Source organism: Geodermatophilus sp. SYSU D00684 (genome assembly GCF_054050455.1).
In genome coordinates, this window is the sequence record NZ_JBJGZI010000003.1 from 191,602 (window position 1) to 210,917 (window position 19,316).

The 19,316-nt window shown below is 73.4% G+C and carries 13 protein-coding genes and 3 rRNA genes; 13 read left to right on the forward strand and 3 right to left on the reverse strand.

Annotated features, from left to right (window positions below; all coding sequences use genetic code 11):
- Window positions 1–37: 37 nt before the first annotated feature.
- Window positions 38–2,158, reverse strand: a complete 2,121-nt coding sequence (locus ACI79L_RS03380) for an MMPL family transporter (RefSeq protein WP_456935419.1) — start codon at window positions 2,156–2,158, stop codon at window positions 38–40.
- 242 nt (window positions 2,159–2,400) lie between these two features.
- On the opposite strand from ACI79L_RS03380, the gene ACI79L_RS03385 reads away from it, so the two are divergent.
- The 6 genes from ACI79L_RS03385 to ACI79L_RS03410 all read left to right on the forward strand — a co-directional run bounded on the left by ACI79L_RS03385 (window position 2,401) and on the right by ACI79L_RS03410 (window position 10,474).
- Window positions 2,401–2,538 (forward strand): hypothetical protein, encoded by a 138-nt coding sequence (locus ACI79L_RS03385; protein ID WP_456935420.1) that lies wholly within the window; start codon window positions 2,401–2,403, stop codon window positions 2,536–2,538.
- A gap of 361 nt (window positions 2,539–2,899) precedes the next feature.
- Window positions 2,900–4,423, forward strand: a 16S ribosomal RNA gene (locus ACI79L_RS03390).
- Window positions 4,424–4,849: 426 nt separating this feature from the next.
- Window positions 4,850–7,991: ribosomal RNA gene (locus ACI79L_RS03395) — 23S ribosomal RNA — on the forward strand.
- A 108-nt stretch (window positions 7,992–8,099) separates the two neighbouring features.
- Window positions 8,100–8,216, forward strand: a 5S ribosomal RNA gene (gene rrf, locus ACI79L_RS03400).
- The 16S, 23S and 5S rRNA genes sit together here, the layout of an rRNA operon.
- 926 nt (window positions 8,217–9,142) lie before the next feature.
- Window positions 9,143–10,015 (forward strand): tetratricopeptide repeat protein, encoded by an 873-nt coding sequence (locus ACI79L_RS03405; RefSeq protein WP_456935421.1) that lies wholly within the window; start codon window positions 9,143–9,145, stop codon window positions 10,013–10,015.
- Between the two features lie 99 nt (window positions 10,016–10,114).
- Window positions 10,115–10,474 (forward strand): single-stranded DNA-binding protein, encoded by a 360-nt coding sequence (locus ACI79L_RS03410; RefSeq protein WP_456935422.1) that lies wholly within the window; start codon window positions 10,115–10,117, stop codon window positions 10,472–10,474.
- Between the two features lie 29 nt (window positions 10,475–10,503).
- Here ACI79L_RS03410 and ACI79L_RS03415 read toward each other — a convergent pair whose 3' ends face one another.
- On the reverse strand, window positions 10,504–11,829 hold the full coding sequence (locus ACI79L_RS03415; protein WP_456935423.1) for a DUF1015 domain-containing protein: 1,326 nt from the start codon (window positions 11,827–11,829) through the stop codon (window positions 10,504–10,506).
- Between the two features lie 114 nt (window positions 11,830–11,943).
- On the opposite strand from ACI79L_RS03415, the gene ACI79L_RS03420 reads away from it, so the two are divergent.
- From ACI79L_RS03420 to ACI79L_RS03450, 7 genes are all read left to right on the forward strand, one after another.
- Window positions 11,944–12,375, forward strand: a complete 432-nt coding sequence (locus ACI79L_RS03420; protein WP_456935424.1) for a tetratricopeptide repeat protein — start codon at window positions 11,944–11,946, stop codon at window positions 12,373–12,375.
- Window positions 12,372–13,448, forward strand: coding sequence for an HAD-IIA family hydrolase (locus tag ACI79L_RS03425; protein ID WP_456935425.1), 1,077 nt, complete (start codon window positions 12,372–12,374; stop codon window positions 13,446–13,448). Before ACI79L_RS03420 ends, ACI79L_RS03425 begins: the two co-directional genes overlap by 4 nt.
- 175 nt (window positions 13,449–13,623) lie before the next feature.
- The gene (locus ACI79L_RS03430; RefSeq protein ID WP_456935426.1) at window positions 13,624–13,875 is read left to right on the forward strand and encodes a hypothetical protein; all 252 of its coding nucleotides are present in this window, start codon (window positions 13,624–13,626) and stop codon (window positions 13,873–13,875) included.
- A complete protein-coding gene (locus tag ACI79L_RS03435) occupies window positions 13,875–14,672 on the forward strand; it encodes a TlyA family RNA methyltransferase (protein WP_456935427.1) in 798 nt (265 codons plus the stop codon). The genes ACI79L_RS03430 and ACI79L_RS03435 overlap by 1 nt, the downstream gene beginning before the upstream one ends.
- 112 nt (window positions 14,673–14,784) lie before the next feature.
- Entirely contained in the window at window positions 14,785–15,837 is a 1,053-nt protein-coding gene (locus ACI79L_RS03440) for an NAD kinase (protein WP_456935428.1), read from the forward strand.
- On the forward strand, window positions 15,812–17,686 hold the full coding sequence (gene recN / locus ACI79L_RS03445; RefSeq protein ID WP_456935429.1) for a DNA repair protein RecN: 1,875 nt from the start codon (window positions 15,812–15,814) through the stop codon (window positions 17,684–17,686). Before ACI79L_RS03440 ends, recN begins: the two co-directional genes overlap by 26 nt.
- Window positions 17,687–17,835: 149 nt before the next feature.
- A complete protein-coding gene (locus tag ACI79L_RS03450; protein ID WP_456935430.1) occupies window positions 17,836–18,552 on the forward strand; it encodes a methylase in 717 nt (238 codons plus the stop codon).
- Between the two features lie 10 nt (window positions 18,553–18,562).
- Here the strand turns inward: ACI79L_RS03450 and ACI79L_RS03455 are convergent, their stop codons facing one another.
- Complete coding sequence (locus tag ACI79L_RS03455) at window positions 18,563–19,279, reverse strand: hypothetical protein (RefSeq protein WP_456935431.1); 717 nt, start codon at window positions 19,277–19,279, stop codon at window positions 18,563–18,565.
- Window positions 19,280–19,316 lie beyond the last annotated feature (37 nt).

The following is a 19,316-nucleotide window of genomic DNA, read 5'->3' on the forward strand; positions in this document are numbered from 1 at the left end:
CGAGCGGGACGCCGCCGTACCGGGACGTCCGCCGGCGTCAGGTCCGGGCCGGCGCCTCGGACGGCGACGCCGCCGGCGTGGGCGGCGCCTCCGGCTCGTCGAGACGGTGCGCCAGCCGGCCGGGCCACCACATCCACCGGCCGACGTCGAGGGTCAGCGCGGTCACCAGCACCGACCGCACGACGATCGTGTCGAGCAGCACCCCGAGCGCCACCGCGATGCCCAGCTGGGTCAGGAAGGTCAGCGGCAGGGTGCCGAGCACCGCGAACGTCGCCGCGAGCACCAGGCCCGCCGAGGTGATCACGCCGCCGGTGGCGGCCAGACCGATCAGGGCGGCCCGCCGGGTGCCGTGGTCGGCGGACTCCTCCCGCACCCGGGTCATCAGGAAGATGTTGTAGTCGATCCCGAGGGCGACGAGGAACACGAAGACGAACAGCGGGAACGAGCTGTCGGTCGCGGTCACCCCGAGCACCCAGTCGAAGACCAGGGCGCTCAGGCCGAGCGCGGCGCCGAAGGACAGCACCACCGTCGCGATGAGGATCAACGGTGCGACCAGCGCCCGCAGCAGCAGGCCCAGGACGACGAGCACCACCAGCATGATCAGCGGGATCACGACGCGGTTGTCCCGCTGCGAGGCGGTCTGGACGTCGAGGTTGAGCGCCGTCGTCCCGCCGACCAGCGCCTGCCCGTCGCCGACGTCGTCGAGCGAGGTGCGCAGCTGCTCGACGGTGGCGGCGGCCGCCGCGCTGTCGAACGGGTCGGCCAGCGAGGCCTCGAGCAGCGCGCCGTCCCCGACGACCTGCGGGGGAGCGACGGCGGCGATGCCGTCGTCCCCGGCCACGGCGGCGGCGACCGCCTCGGCGTCGCCGGCCGTCGTCACCACGACCACCGGGTTCCCGGCGACGGCGGGGAAGTGCTCCGCGGCGACCTCCTCGCCGGCGATCGACTCCGGCGTCCCGCGGAAGCCCTCGGCCTGGGTGAGGCCGCTCGGGTCCAGCCGGAGGACGCCGAGGCAGGCGATCAGCAGCAGCGCGCTGGTGACCATCCAGGTGGCCCGGGGGCGCGGCCGGATCCAGGCCCCGACGCGCGCCCACCACCCGGTGGCGCTCGGCTCGGCGCTGCCGAAGGCGGGCCGGACCGGCCAGAAGACCCACCGGCCGCAGATCACCAGCAGCGCCGGCAGCAGCGTCATCAGCACGACCAGGGTGACGGCGACGCCGATCGCGGCCACCGGCCCGAGACCCGCGGTCGAGTTCATCTCCGCGGCGACCAGGCACAGCATGCCGAGGACCACCGTGCCCGCGCTGGCCACCACCGCCGGGCCGGCCCGGTGCACGGCCTCGGTCATCGCCTCGTGCCGGTCGGTGTGCAGCCGCAGCTCCTCCCGGTACCGGGCCACCAGCAGGAGGGCGTAGTCGGTCCCCGCGCCGACGACCAGGACGGTGAGGATGCTCGCGCTCTGGGCGTTGACGGTGAGGTCCGCGTACCGGGCCAGCAGGTAGACGACCGCCTGGGCGCAGACCAGCGCGATGACCGCCGAGAAGATCGGCAGGACCCAGAGGACCGGGCTGCGGTAGGTCAGCAGCAGGATGACGATGACGACGCCGAGGGCGGCGAACAGCAGCGTGCCGTCGATCCCCGCGAAGGCCTCCGAGGAGTCGGCCGCGTTGCCCGCGGGACCGGTCACCCACGTCCCGAGCCCGTCGGGCGCCTGCGACGCCTCGGCGCGGATGTCGTCGACGATCGGGGCGATGGCCTCCCAGCCGTCCGGCCCGACGTCCAGGGGGACGACGAGCTGCACGGCCTGACCGTCCTCGGCCGGGATCGGACCGACCACGCTGCCGGAGAGCGCGTCGAGCTCCCCGAAGGCGCCCACGTCCTCCTGGACGGCGGCGAGGTCTCCCTCGGTCAGGCCGGACGTCCGTTCGTAGACGACCACGGCGGGGATGAGGTCGGGGTTCGCGCCGAGCCCGCGCTGCAGCTCCAGCACGCGGGTGGACTCCGCGTCCTGCGGCAGCCAGGCGGCGATGTCGTTCTCCTGCTCGCCGGTGAGCCCGCCGGCCAGGGGAGCGGCCGCCGCGGCCAGCGCCAGCCAGACGACGAGGATGACCCACTTCAGCCGTGGGGAACTGACACGGGACGCGTACGACCTGCCCATGACCGGGCCCTCCGGGACACCGGGCCGGCGGACCCGGACGGGGACTGTCGGGCCGGACGCTAGCGACGGGCCCGGCGGTCCGTCACCGACCTTGGTCCCCGGTGATCGCCCCGGGCCGCCCCAACCGGGCGTGGGCCTCGCCCTCGTGACCGGCCCCTCGCCCGCCGTGACCGGCGCCGATCCCCGCGCGGGGCGCACGGGACGGGCTGCGGGGCCGGGAGTGGGGGAGGACAGTCCCCCGCATGACGAAGCCGGAGCAGACCCCCGACGTGGAGCAGCGGTTGGCGAGCGAGACCGATCCGCAGCGGCACCGCGCGCCGTCCGAGGGGGTGCCGCAGGACCTGTCCGACGACGACGCGGAGGACGCCCCGCCCTCCTGACCGACCCCGGTGAGGGGTGTGGCCCAGACCTCGGGGGTCCCCCTGCAGAGCCCCTTGGGGGGCGTGTATGGTTCTTCCTGCACCGAGCGAGAACGGACCGGGCCGGAAGGCGCGGGAAACCGCCGGGCCGGCCTGGGGGCCGGACTGTTGCGGAGCCGGTGCTAGAGTGGGGTCACCGCCTCGAACGAGGGCCTGGAAAGGGCCGGAGTACGAGCGCGTCCGCTCCTTGAGAACTCAACAGCGTGCCGAAAGTCAGTGCCAAGTAACAAACCCCTGTCCGCGTCTTCGGGCGCGGGGGGATTCCTTTGGTTGATGGATATCGCGATCTGTCAGGTCGCGGTTCTCAGCCGGTTTCAAATCATCTACGGAGAGTTTGATCCTGGCTCAGGACGAACGCTGGCGGCGTGCTTAACACATGCAAGTCGAACGCTGAACCCCGCTTGCGGGGGGATGAGTGGCGAACGGGTGAGTAACACGTGGGCAACCTGCCCCCGGCTTCGGGATAACTCCAAGAAATTGGGGCTAATACCGGATGTGACCGCTGGCCGCATGGTCTGGTGGTGGAAAGGGTTTCCGGCTGGGGATGGGCCCGCGGCCTATCAGCTTGTTGGTGGGGTAGTGGCCTACCAAGGCGACGACGGGTAGCCGGCCTGAGAGGGTGACCGGCCACACTGGGACTGAGACACGGCCCAGACTCCTACGGGAGGCAGCAGTGGGGAATATTGCGCAATGGGCGAAAGCCTGACGCAGCGACGCCGCGTGGGGGATGACGGCCTTCGGGTTGTAAACCTCTTTCAGCAGGGACGAAGCCGCGAGGTGACGGTACCTGCAGAAGAAGCACCGGCCAACTACGTGCCAGCAGCCGCGGTAATACGTAGGGTGCGAGCGTTGTCCGGAATTATTGGGCGTAAAGAGCTCGTAGGCGGTTCGTCGCGTCGGCTGTGAAAACCCGGAGCTCAACTCCGGGCCTGCAGTCGATACGGGCGGACTCGAGTTCGGCAGGGGAGACTGGAATTCCTGGTGTAGCGGTGAAATGCGCAGATATCAGGAGGAACACCGGTGGCGAAGGCGGGTCTCTGGGCCGATACTGACGCTGAGGAGCGAAAGCGTGGGGAGCGAACAGGATTAGATACCCTGGTAGTCCACGCCGTAAACGTTGGGCGCTAGGTGTGGGGGCCATTCCACGGTCTCCGTGCCGCAGCTAACGCATTAAGCGCCCCGCCTGGGGAGTACGGCCGCAAGGCTAAAACTCAAAGGAATTGACGGGGGCCCGCACAAGCGGCGGAGCATGTTGCTTAATTCGATGCAACGCGAAGAACCTTACCTAGGCTTGACATGCACGGAAAAGCCGTAGAGATACGGTGTCCTTTTAGGGTCGTGCACAGGTGGTGCATGGTTGTCGTCAGCTCGTGTCGTGAGATGTTGGGTTAAGTCCCGCAACGAGCGCAACCCTCGTTCCATGTTGCCAGCACGTGATGGTGGGGACTCATGGGAGACTGCCGGGGTCAACTCGGAGGAAGGTGGGGATGACGTCAAATCATCATGCCCCTTATGTCTAGGGCTGCAAACATGCTACAATGGCCGGTACAAAGGGCTGCGATACCGCGAGGTGGAGCGAATCCCAAAAAGCCGGTCTCAGTTCGGATTGGGGTCTGCAACTCGACCCCATGAAGTTGGAGTCGCTAGTAATCGCAGATCAGCAACGCTGCGGTGAATACGTTCCCGGGCCTTGTACACACCGCCCGTCACGTCACGAAAGTCGGTAACGCCCGAAGCCGGTGGCCCAACCCCTCGTGGGAGGGAGCCGTCGAAGGCGGGATCGGCGATTGGGACGAAGTCGTAACAAGGTAGCCGTACCGGAAGGTGCGGCTGGATCACCTCCTTTCTAAGGAGCACCGACCGGCCAGCCCTGCTGCGCCGGTCCAAGCCATGCCCGGACCGAGGACCCGGTGCCCAGCAGGGGCGCCGGGCGGGTGTTCGGGATGGTGCTCGAGGGTGGAACGCTGACCAGTTCGGCCGCCGGCTCGCCGCCGGCTCCCAGTACGGCTCCCCGCGAGGGGGGCGTGGACCGGAGTCGCGGATGGGCCGGGGGGTCGTAGGCACGCTGTTGGGTCCTGAGGGAGCGGACTACCGCTGCTTCTGTCCGGGCCTGTCCCGATGCCACATCGCCGCACCGTGTGCGGGCCGGTGGGATCAGCGGGGGCGGGTGACGGGTCGGTCGTTGAGAACTGCACAGTGGACGCGAGCATCTTCGAGCTCCGACTCCGTCCGGGGTCGGAGTTCTCAGTTCGATGGTTTGTGGGTTGTGTGTGGTCAAGATGTTGAGGGCACACGGTGGATGCCTGGGCACCAGGAGCCGATGAAGGACGTGGGAGGCTGCGATAAGCCTCGGGGAGCTGCCAACCGAGCGTTGATCCGAGGGTGTCCGAATGGGGAAACCCCGCACCAGTCATGTGGTGTGACCCGCGCCTGAACACATAGGGCGTGTGGAGGGAACGTGGGGAAGTGAAACATCTCAGTACCCACAGGAGAAGAAAACAACCGTGATTCCGTGAGTAGTGGCGAGCGAAAGCGGAGGAGGCTAAACCGTTTCCATGTGATACCCGGCAGGGGTTGTGGGGACGGGGTCGTGGGACGCGTGTGTGCCGGTGCTGCCGCGCCGGCGGGAAGTCAGAAAAGATCGTGGTTAGGGGAAGGCCTCTGGAAGGGGTCGCCGTAGAGGGTGAGAGCCCCGTACCCGAAAGCCCGGTCTCTTCCTGGCACGTGTTCCCAAGTAGCACCGAGCCCGTGGAATTCGGTGTGAATCGGGCGGGACCACCCGCTAAGCCTGAATACTCCCTGGTGACCGATAGCGGACGAGTACCGTGAGGGAAAGGTGAAAAGTACCCCGGGAGGGGAGTGAAATAGTTCCTGAAACCGTGTGCCTACAAGCCGTCAGGGCCGTGAATTCCGTTCTTCGGGGCGGAGCGGTGATGGCGTGCCTTTTGAAGAATGAGCCTGCGAGTTAGCGGTACGTGGCGAGGTTAACCCGTGAGGGGCAGCCGTAGCGAAAGCGAGTCCGAACAGGGCGATCGTCAGTCGCGTGCTCTAGACCCGAAGCCGGGTGATCTACCCATGGCCAGGTTGAAGCGCGGGTAAGACCGCGTGGAGGACCGAACCCACCAGGGTTGAAAACCTGGGGGATGAGCTGTGGGTAGGGGTGAAAGGCCAATCAAACCCGGTGATAGCTGGTTCTCCCCGAAATGCATTTAGGTGCAGCGTCGCGTGTTTCTTGCCGGAGGTAGAGCACTGGATGGCCGATGGGCCCCACAAGGTTACTGACGTCAACCAAACTCCGAATGCCGGTAAGTGAGAGCGCGGCAGTGAGACTGCGGGCGATAAGGTTCGTAGTCGAGAGGGAAACAGCCCAGATCATCGGCTAAGGCCCCTAAGCGTGTGCTAAGTGGAAAAGGATGTGGGATCGCAGTGACAACCAGGAGGTTGGCTTAGAAGCAGCCATCCTTGAAAGAGTGCGTAATAGCTCACTGGTCAAGTGGTTCCGCGCCGACAATGTAGCGGGGCTCAAGCACACCGCCGAAGCCGTGGCACTCACGCGACAGCCCGTCGGTTCTTCTTCGGAAGGGCCGGCCAGGTGCGTGGGTGGGTAGGGGAGCGTCGTGTGGCGGGAGAAGCGGCGGCGGAAGCCAGCCGTGGACGCCACGCGAGTGAGAATGCAGGCATGAGTAGCGAGAGGGGAGTGAGAACCTCCCCCGCCGGAAGACCAAGGGTTCCTGGGCCAGGCTAATCCGCCCAGGGTGAGTCGGGACCTAAGGCGAGGCCGACAGGCGTAGTCGATGGACAACGGGTTGATATTCCCGTACCCGCGAAGGAGCGCCCATGCCCAGGCCAGTGATGCTGACCCACCGAAACCGCTCCGCCCCTTCGGGGTCGGGGTGGGAGTAGCTGGGGACCCGAGCTGGTAGTAGGCAAGCGATGGGGTGACGCAGGAAGGTAGTCGGGCCGGTGAGTGGTGGTACCGGTGCAAGGGTGTGGCCCGCGCCATAGGCAAATCCGTGGCGCACGAGGGTGAGGCCTGACGCGTAGCCGAATGAGGCGAATCCGATGATCCTATGCTGCCGAGAAAAGCCTCTAGCGAGTTCCGAGCGGCCCGTACCCCAAACCAACTCAGGTGGTCAGGTAGAGAATACCGAGGCGATCGAGCGAACTGTGGTTAAGGAACTCGGCAAAATGCCCCCGTAACTTCGGGAGAAGGGGGGCCTCCGTTCGTGAACCGCCTCGCGCGGGGCAGCGGGTGGAGGCCGCAGAGACCAGTGAGAAGCGACTGTTTACTAAAAACACAGGTCCGTGCGAAGTCGTAAGACGAGGTATACGGACTGACGCCTGCCCGGTGCTGGAACGTTAAGGGGACGGGTTAGCCTCTCGGGGCGAAGCTCAGAACTCAAGCGCCAGTAAACGGCGGTGGTAACTATAACCATCCTAAGGTAGCGAAATTCCTTGTCGGGTAAGTTCCGACCTGCACGAATGGCGTAACGACTTCTCAGCTGTCTCAACCACAGGCTCGGCGAAATTGCACTACGAGTAAAGATGCTCGTTACGCGCGGCAGGACGGAAAGACCCCGGGACCTTCACTACAGCTTGATATTGGTGTTCGGTTCGGCTTGTGTAGGATAGGTGGGAGACCGGGAAGCCGGCACGCCAGTGTCGGTGGAGTCGCCGTTGAAATACCACTCTGGTCGAATTGGATGTCTAACCTCGGTCCGTGATCCGGATCAGGAACAGTGTCAGGTGGGTAGTTTAACTGGGGCGGTTGCCTCCCAAAATGTAACGGAGGCGCCCAAAGGTTCCCTCAGCCTGGTTGGCAATCAGGTGTCGAGTGCAAGTGCACAAGGGAGCTTGACTGTGAGACCGACGGGTCGAGCAGGAGCGAAAGCTGGGACTAGTGACCCGGCACCGGCAGGTGGAAGCGGTGTCGCTCAACGGATAAAAGGTACCCCGGGGATAACAGGCTGATCTTCCCCAAGAGTCCATATCGACGGGATGGTTTGGCACCTCGATGTCGGCTCGTCGCATCCTGGGGCTGGAGTAGGTCCCAAGGGTTGGGCTGTTCGCCCATTAAAGCGGTACGCGAGCTGGGTTTAGAACGTCGTGAGACAGTTCGGTCCCTATCCGCCGCGCGCGTAAGAGACTTGCGAAGAGCTGTCCCTAGTACGAGAGGACCGGGACGGACGAACCTCTGGTGTGCCAGTTGTACCGCCAGGTGCACTGCTGGTTGGCTACGTTCGGCAGGGATAACCGCTGAAAGCATCTAAGCGGGAAGCTCGCTTCAAGATGAGGTCTCTCACCGGGTCAACCGGGTAAGGCCCCCGCCCAGACCAGCGGGTTGATAGGCCGGAAGTGGAAGCGCCGCAAGGCGTGCGAGCTGACCGGTACTAACAGGCCGAGGGCTTGACCACACACCTACACACTTCTGTCGTGTCTCGCGTCCACTGTGCGGTTCTGAACGCATCCGACCCCCCACCCCCCACGACCGCGGGGTGGGGCCGGAACAACGTTCACAGTGTTACGGCGGCCATGGCGAGAGGGAAACGCCCGGCACCATTCCGAACCCGGAAGCTAAGCCTCTCAGCGCCGATGGTACTGCCCCGGAGACGGGGTGGGAGAGTAGGACGCCGCCGGACAACCATTCAGGAACGGGGGTCGGAGCCATTGGCTCCGGCCCCCGTTTCGCGTGTCCGGCACACCGTTCCGGTGCTCCGAGGAGTGCCGCCCTTTCGACCGAGGTACTGACGACGACATGACTGCTCCTCGACGAGGCTCCGCCGGACGTGGCCGCCCCGACGGCCAGGACCCGCGTGGCGGTGCCCGCCCGCGGCGGGACGACCGGGCGGGTGGCTCCTCCAGCGGTGGGGCGACCGGTCAGCGCGGGTCCGGCTCCGGCCGGCAGGGCGCCCAGGGGCGCCGCGACGGCGCCGCCTCGGGCGAGCGCGGCGGTCGACCGCTGGCCGGTGGCCGCCGGGCCGGAGGCCAGCAGGAGCGGCGTCCGGGTGGGGACCGCGGTGACACGGGATGGCAGGACCGCCGCCCGGTCGCCGGCGGACGGTCCGAGGGCTCGTGGCGGGACCGCCGTCCGACCGGTGACCGGGCCGAGCGCTCCTGGCAGGACCGCCGTCCCGGTGCGGATCGCACCGAGCGGACCGGTCAGGACCGCCGTCCCGCCGGCGACCGCCCGCAGCGGTCCTGGCAGGACCGGCGTCCCGGGACCGACCGGACCGAGGGCTCCTGGCGCGATCGTCGGAGCAGTGGCGGCGACCGGCCGGAGGGCTCGTGGCGGGACCGCCGTCCCACCGGGGACCGTCCCGGCAGCGACCGTGGCCGCGACGGCCGCGGAGCGGGCCCGCAGGGCGGTGGCCGCTCCTGGGAGGACCGCCGGTCGGGTCGCCCGGCGGACCGCGGCGAGCGCCCGACCGGTCGGGACCGGGACCGGGCCGCCGGCCGCCCGGGCCGCCCGGCGGGCGCGGGGCGTCCCGACCGGTCCGGTGCGGGCAACTGGCGCGAGCGCCGGCCGGGCGAGGACCGTCGCGGCCGCGCCGGTGGACCGGCCAGGGTGGACCGCACGCCTCCGGCGCCCGCCGGCCCCCCGCTGCCCGACTGGGCCGACGCGCGGGACCTCGACCCGGCCGTCCGCGCCGGTCTCCGGGGGCTCGACTTCCGCAACGCGGAGACCGTCGCGCGGCACCTGGTGGTCACCGGTGCGCTCGTCGACGAGGACCCCGAGCAGGCGCTCGCGCACGCCCGGGCGGCGCGCGACCGGGCGTCCCGGATCGCCCTCGTGCGGGAGGCCGTCGGGGTCGCCGCCTACCACGCCGGGGACTACGCCGAGGCCTCGCGCGAGCTGCGCGCCTACCGGCGGATGAGCGGTGACCAGGGCTACCGGGCCGTGCTGGCCGACTGCGAGCGGGCGCAGGGACGTCCCGAGGTGGCGCTGCGACTGGTCCGCGAGGCGCTGGCCGAGCAGCCCGACCGGGAGGAGACCGTGGAGCTGCAGCTCGTCGAGGCAGGCGCCCGCCAGGACCTCGGCGAGGTGCCCGCGGCCCGCCTGGTGCTCGAGGGCGCGCTCGGCGGGCGACCGCAGCCCGACCGGGTGAAGTGGGACGACGAGCCCACCCGCCGGCTGGCCATCGCCTACGCCGGCCTGCTCACCGCCGTCGACGACCCGGCCGCCGCGGCCTGGCAGGAGGCCGTGGCCGCTGCCGAGCCCGAGGACGACGACGTCGCCTTCGGTGAGGAGGAGCTGCCGGAGGTCCCCGACGTCGAGCCGGTCGTGGACGACGACGCGGTGGTGGCGGACGACGTCGACGTCGACGCGGTCGACGGTGTGGGCGAGGACGAGCTGGACTTCGACGCCGACGTGGAGCGCGAGGTGGCCGAGCTGCTCGGTGAGGTCGAGCCGCCCGCCGAGGACGAGCCCGGGCACTGACCACCGACGATCGGGTCCCTGTCGTCCACACCGCGGCCGCCGGTCCACAGGCGTGCCGGCGCGCCTCCTGGGGGGCCGGGGCCGGGTGAGGCTGCCGCCATGAGCGTGGCAGTCATCGACCGGAACGACGTGGTGCTCCGCGGGCGGCTCTCGGCCCCCGCGGAGCTCAAGACCCTTCCCAGCGGGGACCCCATGGTGAGCTTCCGCCTGGTGGTGCGCCGGCCCGAGCCGCGGGCCCGCGGGCAGTCGGTGGACGTGCTGACCTGCATCACCTACGACCGCGCGCTGCAGCGGCGGGTCGCGGCCTGGGAGGCCGGGGACGTCGTCGAGGTCGAGGGCGCGCTGCAGCGGCGGTTCTGGCGGACGCCGGGCGGCACGGCCTCGGTGTGCGAGGTCAACTGCCGGCGCGGCCGCAAGGTACCGCGCACCAGTGCCGGGGGGACGGTGCGGACGGCGTGATGCTCGGCGGCCCGGGCCGCCGCGGCCGGTCAGTCCCCGTGGGGGCGCAGGACCAGCCCGGTCCGCGGCTTGGGTACGAACAGCGTCGACTTCCTCGGCATGCGGGCCCCCGCCCGCGCCACCGCGGCGACGTCCGTGGGGGAGGGCGGCCGCAGCAGCAGCGCCACGCCGTGGCGCCGGTCGGCCAGGCCCAGCGCCTCGGGGACGTCGTGGGCCACGAGCACCGACCCGGGGTCGTCGGGCCGGCCCCACAGGTGCCCGATCAGCCCGGTCGTGGCCAGCACGACGTCGAGGCCGCGCCAGGCCGGCGGCGCCTCGGCGGGCACGGTCGCCCGGACCTCGGCCGACGGCTCGGACAGCCGCAGCAGCCGGCGGCCGTCGCTGAGCAGGAAGAGGCTCTCGGCGGAGGCGTGCGCGTGGCGCACGGCGGCCTCGACGTCGTCGGGGTCCGGGCCGGCGGGGACCTCGGTGACGGTGAACCCGCGGGCGGCGGCCTCCGCGGCCGCGTCGAGGGAGAGGTCGGGCACGACCCGGTGGATCGCCTCGACCCGCAGCCCGCCGGCGCCCATCGGCGTGAGCAGCGCGAGCACCCGGCAGTCGCCGTCGGGGCGGGTCCGGTGCAGCGCGCGGGCAGCGGCGAAGCGGTGGTGGCCGTCGGCGATCACCGCGCCGGTGCGGGCGAGGGCCTCGGACAGGCGGCGCAGCACCTCCGGGTCGGCGACCCGCCAGAGCCGGTGCCGGACACCGTCGGGGTCGGTGACGTCCATCGTGGGCGGGCCGGCCGGCGCCGCCTGCGTCAGCGCGGCGACCTCCGGCTCCGGGTCGTGGGCCAGGACGATCGGCTCGAGGTCGGTGGCCGTGGCCGCGAGCAGTGCGCGGCGGCCCTCGACGGCGGCCGGGAAGGTGTCCTCGTGCGGCAGCACCGCGCGGCCACCCCCGGCGGCGACCGCGACCGCGCCCAGCCAGCCGACCGTGGCCGCGCCCTCGACGGGCTGCATCTCGTACAGCCACAGGGCCGGCCCACCGTCCCGGACGAGCACCCCGGCGTCCTCCCACTCGCGCAGCGTGCGGGCCGCACGGGCCGCGGTGCCCTCGCCGGCGCTGCCGCCGCAGGGGCCGGTGGCCCCGGCCGTGCCGGGTCCGGACGTGCCGCCGGGCAGGATGAGGCGGACGATGTTGTGCGGATCGGCGGCGGCCAGCCGCTCGCGGCCGTCCGGCGTCACCAGGTCGTAGGCTGGCGAGCTCACGCGGGCCAGGTGCCCGGGGTCGTGTCGCCGGTAGGTCAGGGCCCGGAACGGACGGACGTCCAGTCCCGCCACAGCGTGGGGCAGGGGGCCTGCCGACGACGAGTGCACGACGGGATCGTAGGAGCCGTCGGCCGCGCACTGCCGCGGCGGCCGGGTCCCCGGTCCCTTCCGGGCCTCGCACCGCCCGGCGCGCACGCGAGCGGCAGGAGCGGGAGGACAGCGGTGTCGACAGCAGGCTCACCCGAGGACGACCTCCCGGGCGGGGGAGTGCCCGAGGGCGGGGTCTACGAGTGGTACCGGCGCGGCCTGGACCTGCTCAGCGGCGGCGACCCGGCGGCCGCGGCGACCCTGCTCGCCCGGGCGGCGGAGGCCGAGCCCGGCTCGCGCAGCATCCTCGAGGCGCTGGCCCGCGCGCAGTACGACGCCGGGCGTTACCGCGACGCCATCGACAGCTTCGCCGAGCTGGCGGCGGTCAACCCCACCGACGACTACGCCCAGTTCGGCCTCGGCATGGCCGCCAGCCGGGCCGGCGAGCTGGGCCTGGCCGCCGAGCACCTCGCGCTGGCGGTCGCCATGCGCCCGGACCAGGCGCACTACGTCCGTGCCCTGCGCGGCGTGCGGGCCCGGCGGGCGTCGGGAGGGGGAGCGGCGTGAGCGACCCGTCCGCGCGGCCGGCTCTCGCGGCCGGCAGCCCCCGGCCGCCGGCCGAGGTGCACGACGTCGCGCTGCTCGACCTCGACGGCGTCGTCTACGTCGGGCCGGACGCGGTGCCCGGCGTGCCGCAGGCCCTCGCCACCGCGCGCGAGCGGGGGATGCGGCTGGGCTTCGTCACCAACAACGCCGCTCGCCCGCCGGAGGAGGTGGCCCGCCACCTGACCGACCTCGGCGTGCCGGCCGGCGCGGAGGAGGTCATCACCAGCTCCCAGGCGGCGGCCTCGGTCGTGGCCGGGATGCTCGGGCCGGGCGCGCGGGTGCTGCCCGTCGGTGGCCCCGGTGTCGCGGCGGCGCTGCGGGCGGCCGGGCTCACCGTCGTCGAGCGCGCCGAGGACGAGCCGGCGGCGGTGGTGCAGGGCTACGGCCGCGAGGTGGGCTGGGCGCAGCTGGCCGAGGCGGTGGTCGCCGTCCGCAACGGCGCCCGCCACGTGGCCACCAACGCCGACGCGACCATCCCCTCGCCGCGGGGCCCGCTGCCCGGCAACGGGGCCATGGTGGGCGTGGTCCGCGACGTGACCGGCCGCGAGCCGCTGGTCACCGGCAAGCCGGACCCCGCCATGCACGCCGAGTGCGTCCGCCGCACCGGGGCCGAGCGCCCGCTGGTCGTCGGCGACCGGCTGGACACCGACGTCGAGGGCAGCCACCGGGCCGGCGCGGCCAGCCTGCTGGTCCTCAGCGGGGTCACCGTCCCCGCCACCCTGCTGGCCGCCGGCCCGCTGCACCGCCCCGACCTGCTGGCCGCCGACGCCGGCGGGCTGCTGGTGCCGCACCCGCCGGTCACCGCCGAGGACGGCGGCTGGCGCTGCGGGGGCTGGCTGGCCACCGCGGACGGCGCCGGCCTCCTGGAGCTGCACACCGGGGACGGGGACGGCGCCGGCGACGGCCTGGACGGGCTCCGCGCGCTGTGCCTCGCCGCCTGGACCGGGACGCCCGAGGGCGCTCCGGTGCGGGTGAGCGCCGCGGACGGCGAGGCGCGCCGGGTGCTCGCCGCGTGGGGCCTGGCGGAGCGGTGAGACGGCCCGCCGGCACCCCGGGGCAGGAGACCGCGCGGGGCGCCCGCGGCCCTCTCGGGCGGCCCGTGCCGTCGTCCCCTGCCGGTACCCTCGCAGGCCAGGGGTGCGGCACCGCGCCGCCCCGTGCCCGCCGTCCGGCGACCCCGTTCCCCATCCCGTCCGAGAGGCCAGCGCCATGACCGAGCCGACCCGGCCGCGACCGGTGCCCGGCCCGCCGCGGCCCGGTCCCGCGGGCGTCCCGGCCCGGCCCGTCGCCGCGGGGCCCGCCGTCGACGCGGCGGCCGCCGGTCCGGGCAGCGACGCGCCCGGGCAGCCGGGTGCGCGGTTCGCCGACCTGGCGCAGCGCCCGGTGGGGGAGCACGTCGCCGTCTTCGAGGCCGAGCACGACCGCCTGAAGGCCGAGCTCGGCACGATCGACCAGCTCTGATGCCGCGCCGCAGCCGACTCGACGCCGAGCTGGTCCGCCGGGGCCTGGCCCGCTCCCGCGAGCACGCCGTCGAGCTGATCACCGAGGGGCGGGTCGCCGTCGCCGGGCGCGCCGCCACCAAGCCGGCCACCGGCGTGGAGGCCGGCACCCCCGTCGTCGTCCGCACCGACCCCGACGAGCACCGCTGGGTCTCCCGCGGCGCGCACAAGCTGATCGGCGCCCTGGACGCCTTCGCCGTGCCGGTCGGAGGCCGCCGCGCCCTGGACGCCGGCGCCTCCACCGGGGGCTTCACCGAGGTGCTGCTGACCCGGGGCGCCCGCGAGGTGGTCGCCGTCGACGTCGGCTACGGCGAGCTGGCCTGGGCGCTGCGCACCGACGACCGGGTGCGGGTGCACGAGCGCACCAACGTCCGCACGCTGACACCCGAGCAGATCGACGGCCCGGCCGACCTCGTGGTGGCCGACCTGTCGTTCATCTCGCTGCGGCTGGTGCTGCCCGCGCTCACCGCCTGCGCCACCGACGACGCCGACCTGCTGCCCATGGTGAAGCCGCAGTTCGAGGTGGGCCGCGAGCGGCTGGGCTCGGGCGGGGTGGTGCGGGACCCGGCGGCGCGCGCGGCGGCCGTGCTCGAGGTCGCCGAGGCCGCGGCCGCGCTGGGCTGGGGCACCGCCGGCGTCGTCGCCAGCCCGCTGCCCGGCCCGGCCGGCAACGTCGAGTTCTTCCTGCGGCTGCGCCGCGACGCCGGCGCGCCGGCCGAGGAGGACGTGCGCCGCGCCGTCGAGGAGGGGCCACGGTGACGCGGGGGACCGGCCGGGCGGGGACGCCCGTCCGGGGGGACGCTGGGGACCGGCGGCGGACGCCGCGGCACAGGGCACGGGCGGGCAGAGCAGCCCGGATCGAGGAGGACCGATGAGCGAGGCCGGCCAGGGCGGATGGCGCCCGGGAGGCGGGCGGCACGTGCTGCTGGCCGTGCACACCGGGCGGCAGGACATCACCGAGCTGGCCCGCAGCTCCGCCGCGCGGCTGGCGCGCGCCGGCATCACCGTGCGCGTGCTCGACGACGAGGCCGAGGCGCTGGGCATCGAGGGCGCGGAGGTGGTCGCCGCCGACGCCGAGGCCGCCCGCGGCGCCGAGATCGTCATGGTCTTCGGCGGCGACGGCACCTTCCTGCGCGCCGCGGAGCTCGCCCGCTACAGCCACGCCGCGCTCATGGGCGTCAACCTCGGCCGCGTCGGCTTCCTCGCCGAGACCGAGCCCGAGGCGGTCGAGGAGACGCTGACGGCCATCGAGCAGTGCGAGTACTCGGTGGAGAAGCGGCTCGCCATCGAGGTCGACGTCCTGGACGCGGCGGGCAACGTCGTCGCCGGCACGTGGGGGCTCAACGAGGTGTCGGTGGAGAAGGCCGAGCGCTCGCGGGTGCTCGACGTCGTGGTCTCCATCGACGGGCGGCCGCTGACCAGCTTCGGCTGCGACGGCGTCCTGTTCGCCACCCCCACCGGCTCCACCGCCTACGCGTTCTCCGCCGGCGGCCCGGTGGTGTGGCCCGACGTCGAGGCGATGCTGATGGTCCCCAGCAACGCGCACGCGCTGTTCTCCCGGCCGCTGGTCACCTCGCCCGACGCCGTGCTCTCGGTCGCGATCCCGCCCGACGGCAACCGCGCCCGCGTCTCCGCCGACGGCCGGCGCGCGCTCGACGTGCCCGACGGCGGCCGCGTCGACGTGCGGCGCGCGGCCCGGCCGGTGCGCATCGCGCGGGTGCACACGACGACGTTCGGGGACCGGCTGGTCGCCAAGTTCGGGCTGCCGGTGCGCGGCTTCCGCGAGGCCCGCCGGCACGACCCCGGCCACGAGCTGCGGCCCTCGCGCAACGTCCTCGCCCGCGACGTCGTGGCCTACCCGGGCAACGGCGACGGGGGCGTCCGGGAGGAGGTGCGCGGTGGCACCGCGGACCCCGACGCGTGAGCGCACCGGCCGCGCGCGCACCGCGCCGGCCGCCGGCGCCGCCGTCCCGGCCGACGCCGACGGCGCCCGCCCGCCCGCCCGCGGGGAGGGCGCCGCGCCGCCCGCCGCGCACGGCCTCGGCCGGCTGACCGAGCTGCGCATCCGCGGCCTGGGCGCGATCGACGACGTCACCCTCGAGCTCGGCCGCGGCCTGACCGTGGTCACCGGCGAGACCGGCGCCGGCAAGACGATGGTCGTCACCGGCCTGACGCTGCTGTTCGGCGGCCGCGCCGACCCCGGCCGGGTGCGCGCCACCGGGCGGGCCGGCGTCGAGGGCCGGCTGGAGCTGCCCCCGGACTCCCCGGTGTGGGAGCGGGCCGCCGACGCCGGCGCCGAGCCCGACGACGACGGCAGCCTGATCCTCGCCCGCACGGTCAACGCCGAGGGCCGCTCGCGGGCGCACCTGGGCGGGCGCAGCGTGCCGGTCGGCGTGGTCTCCGAGCTCGCCGAGGGCCTGCTGGCCGTGCACGGGCAGAGCGACCAGCTGCGGCTGTCCCGCCCGGCCGAGCAGCGGCACGCCCTCGACCGCTACGCCGGGCCGGCGCACCTGCAGCTGCTGGAGACCTACCGGGCCGCCTACGCGCGGTGGCGGGAGCTCGCCGCCGACCTCGACCGCCGCCGCGGCCAGGCCCGCGAGCTGGCCCAGGCCGCCGAGGTGCTGCGGCACGGCCTGGAGGAGATCGAGGGGCTGGCGCCCGAGCCGGGCGAGGACGAGGCGCTCGACGCGCAGGCCAAGCGGCTCGGTGACGCCGACGCGCTGCGCGCCGCGGTCGACGAGGCGCGCATGGCGCTGGTCGGCGACGTCACCGGCGACCTCGGCGCCGAGGGGCTGCCGCAGGACGCCACCGCGGCGCTGGCCACCGCCGAGCGCGCGCTGGCCGGCACCGACGACCCCGCGCTGGTCCTGCTCGCCCGCGACCTCGCCGACGCCGTCGCGGTCGTGTCCGACGTGAGCGTGCAGCTGGCCGGCTACGTCGCCGACCTCGACGCCGACCCCGCGCGGCTGGCCGAGGTGCTCGACCGGCGGGCGGCGATCACCGCGCTGGTGCGCAAGTACGCCGACCCGGGGGAGGGGCTGGCCGGCGTGCTGGGCTGGGCCGAGGACGCGCGCGCCAAGCTCGACGCGCTCGACGTCTCCGACGAGGCCCTCGAGGCCCTGGAGGCCGCCCGCGACACCGCCCGGGCCGAGGTCGACGACCTCGCCGCCCGGATCTCGGCCGGCCGCCGCGCCGCCGCCGAGGGGTTCGCCGCCGAGGTGGGCCGGGAGCTGGCGGGCCTGGCGATGAAGAGCGCGCGGGTCTCCTTCTCGATCGACAGCCACCCCGACCAGCCCGGGCCCGACGGCGTCGACGAGGTCGCGCTGCTCATGGCCGCCCACCCCGGCGCCCCGCCGCGGCCGGTGCACCGCGGCGCCTCCGGCGGTGAGCTGTCCCGGGTGATGCTCGCGATCGAGGTGGTCTTCGCCGGCGCCGACCCGGTGCCGGTGATGGTCTTCGACGAGGTCGACGCCGGCGTCGGCGGGCAGGCCGCCGGCGAGATCGGGCGGCGGCTGGCCCGGCTGGCCCGCGACCACCAGGTCGTCGTCGTCACCCACCTCGCGCAGGTGGCCGCCTTCGCCGACACGCACCTCGTGGTGGACAAGTCCCCGGACACCGCCGCGGGCGTCACCGCCACCGACATCCGCGCCGTCGACGGCGAGGACCGGGTCCGGGAGCTGGCGCGCATGCTGTCCGGCCTGACCGACAGCGACACCGGGCAGGCGCACGCCCGCGAGCTGCTCGCCGTCGCCGCCGCGGCACGGACCGCGTAGGAGCCCGCCACCCGGTCGCACACGACCGGGTGGCGGGACGCAGGAGTGTCGATCGCGGAACGCGGGTAGGCCGACACCGTGCGCGCCGATGCCCCGCCCCCGTTCCCCCTCGCCGCGGCCCGCGCCGCCCGGACCGCCGGCGGCGACCGGTGAGCTGCTTCAGCTCCGCCGACGAGTCGGCGCACTACGGCTTCTCGGTCTGCATGCTGCTGCAGCAGTACCGCGAGCAGCTGGGCTGGGAGTCCGCGCCGCTGGTCGAGCTGGGCACCGGGGACGCCTCGGCGATCGCCGACGTCGTGCGGGGCCTGCCCGGCCTGCGCATCCGCAGCTACGACATCAGCGAGGACTCGGTGCGCAAGGCGCAGGCGAACGTCGCCGAGCGCGGGGTCGCCGACCGCTACACCGTCGAGCTCGGCGACTTCTTCGACCAGGCCGACGCCGCCGGCGGGGAGCCGGTGACCACCGCGATCGCCAACCCGCCCTACATCCCGGCGCCCGACCGCGGCATCCTCATGCCCGAGCTGTGGGGCGGCGTCCACGGCAACGACCTCACGCTGCAGCTGCTCAAGGCCGGCTACGAGCACGTGATCACCGCGGTCGCGAGCTACGCCGACCCGGTCACCACCGTCAGCACCGCCGCCGACCTCGGCTACCGGGTGGTCAACTTCCTCGCCATGGGCCTGGACTACGGGCCCTACAGCAGCGAGCCGAAGGTGCGCGAGCAGATCCGCCGGATCGTCGCCGAGGGCCGCGGCTGGGCCGGCGACGACGAGTACATGGTCGCCGTCGCGCTGTTCACGAAGGACCCGGAGATCCCCGGCGACCGCGCCGACCAGCTGCTGCGGGCGCTGCAGCTGCCGGCCTGAGCCCGGGCGCTCAGCCCAGCGGCACGCACAGCGCGGCCGGGTCGTCGGCGCACGCCCCGGCCGTCACGGCCACCTCGTCCCAGGGGCCGGTGGCGTTCGACCCGGCCTCGTTGCGGAGCCCGGAGATCCGCAGCACCAGGTCGCTGGTGGGGGCGGCGTCGCGCGCGACGACGTGGACGGTCGCCGCGGCGCCGTACCCGGCCGCGGCGGCCAGGCCGAAGCCGTCGCGGGTGGGCGCGGTGTCCCCGTCCCGGCACCAGCGGGCCGCCGGCGACGACGACGCGACGAACACCGCGGTGCCCGCCCGCGGGGCGCCGCCGTCCGCGGTGGTGAGCTCCACGGTCGCGGCGAGCCCGGCCGCGGCGAACGTGTCGTTGGCGAACTCGACGTCGACGGCGAGCGTCCGCACGGAGCCGTCGTCGGGCAGCGCGCAGTCCTGCGGGAAGGGCGGCGGCACCGGCGGCAGCCCGACCGCCACCGCGGACCGGGTGGCCCGTACCGACCCGGTGAAGGCCAGCTGCCCGGAGGAGTCGGCCAGCTCCGCCGCGGCCACCTCGACCGGCGCGGGCGGCGGCGGGAGGGAGGGGGCGGGCTCCGGGCTGCCCACCGCGACCGGCCGCTCCTCGTCCGGCGCCGCGACGGCGGCCAGCAGGCCGCACCCGGCGGTGGCGAGGACGGCGAGGACCGCCCCGGACAGGACGGCGGCCGGTCGCCGCGGCGCGCGCACGGCGCGCAGCCTGGCAGACGCCGGCCGGTTCCGGAAC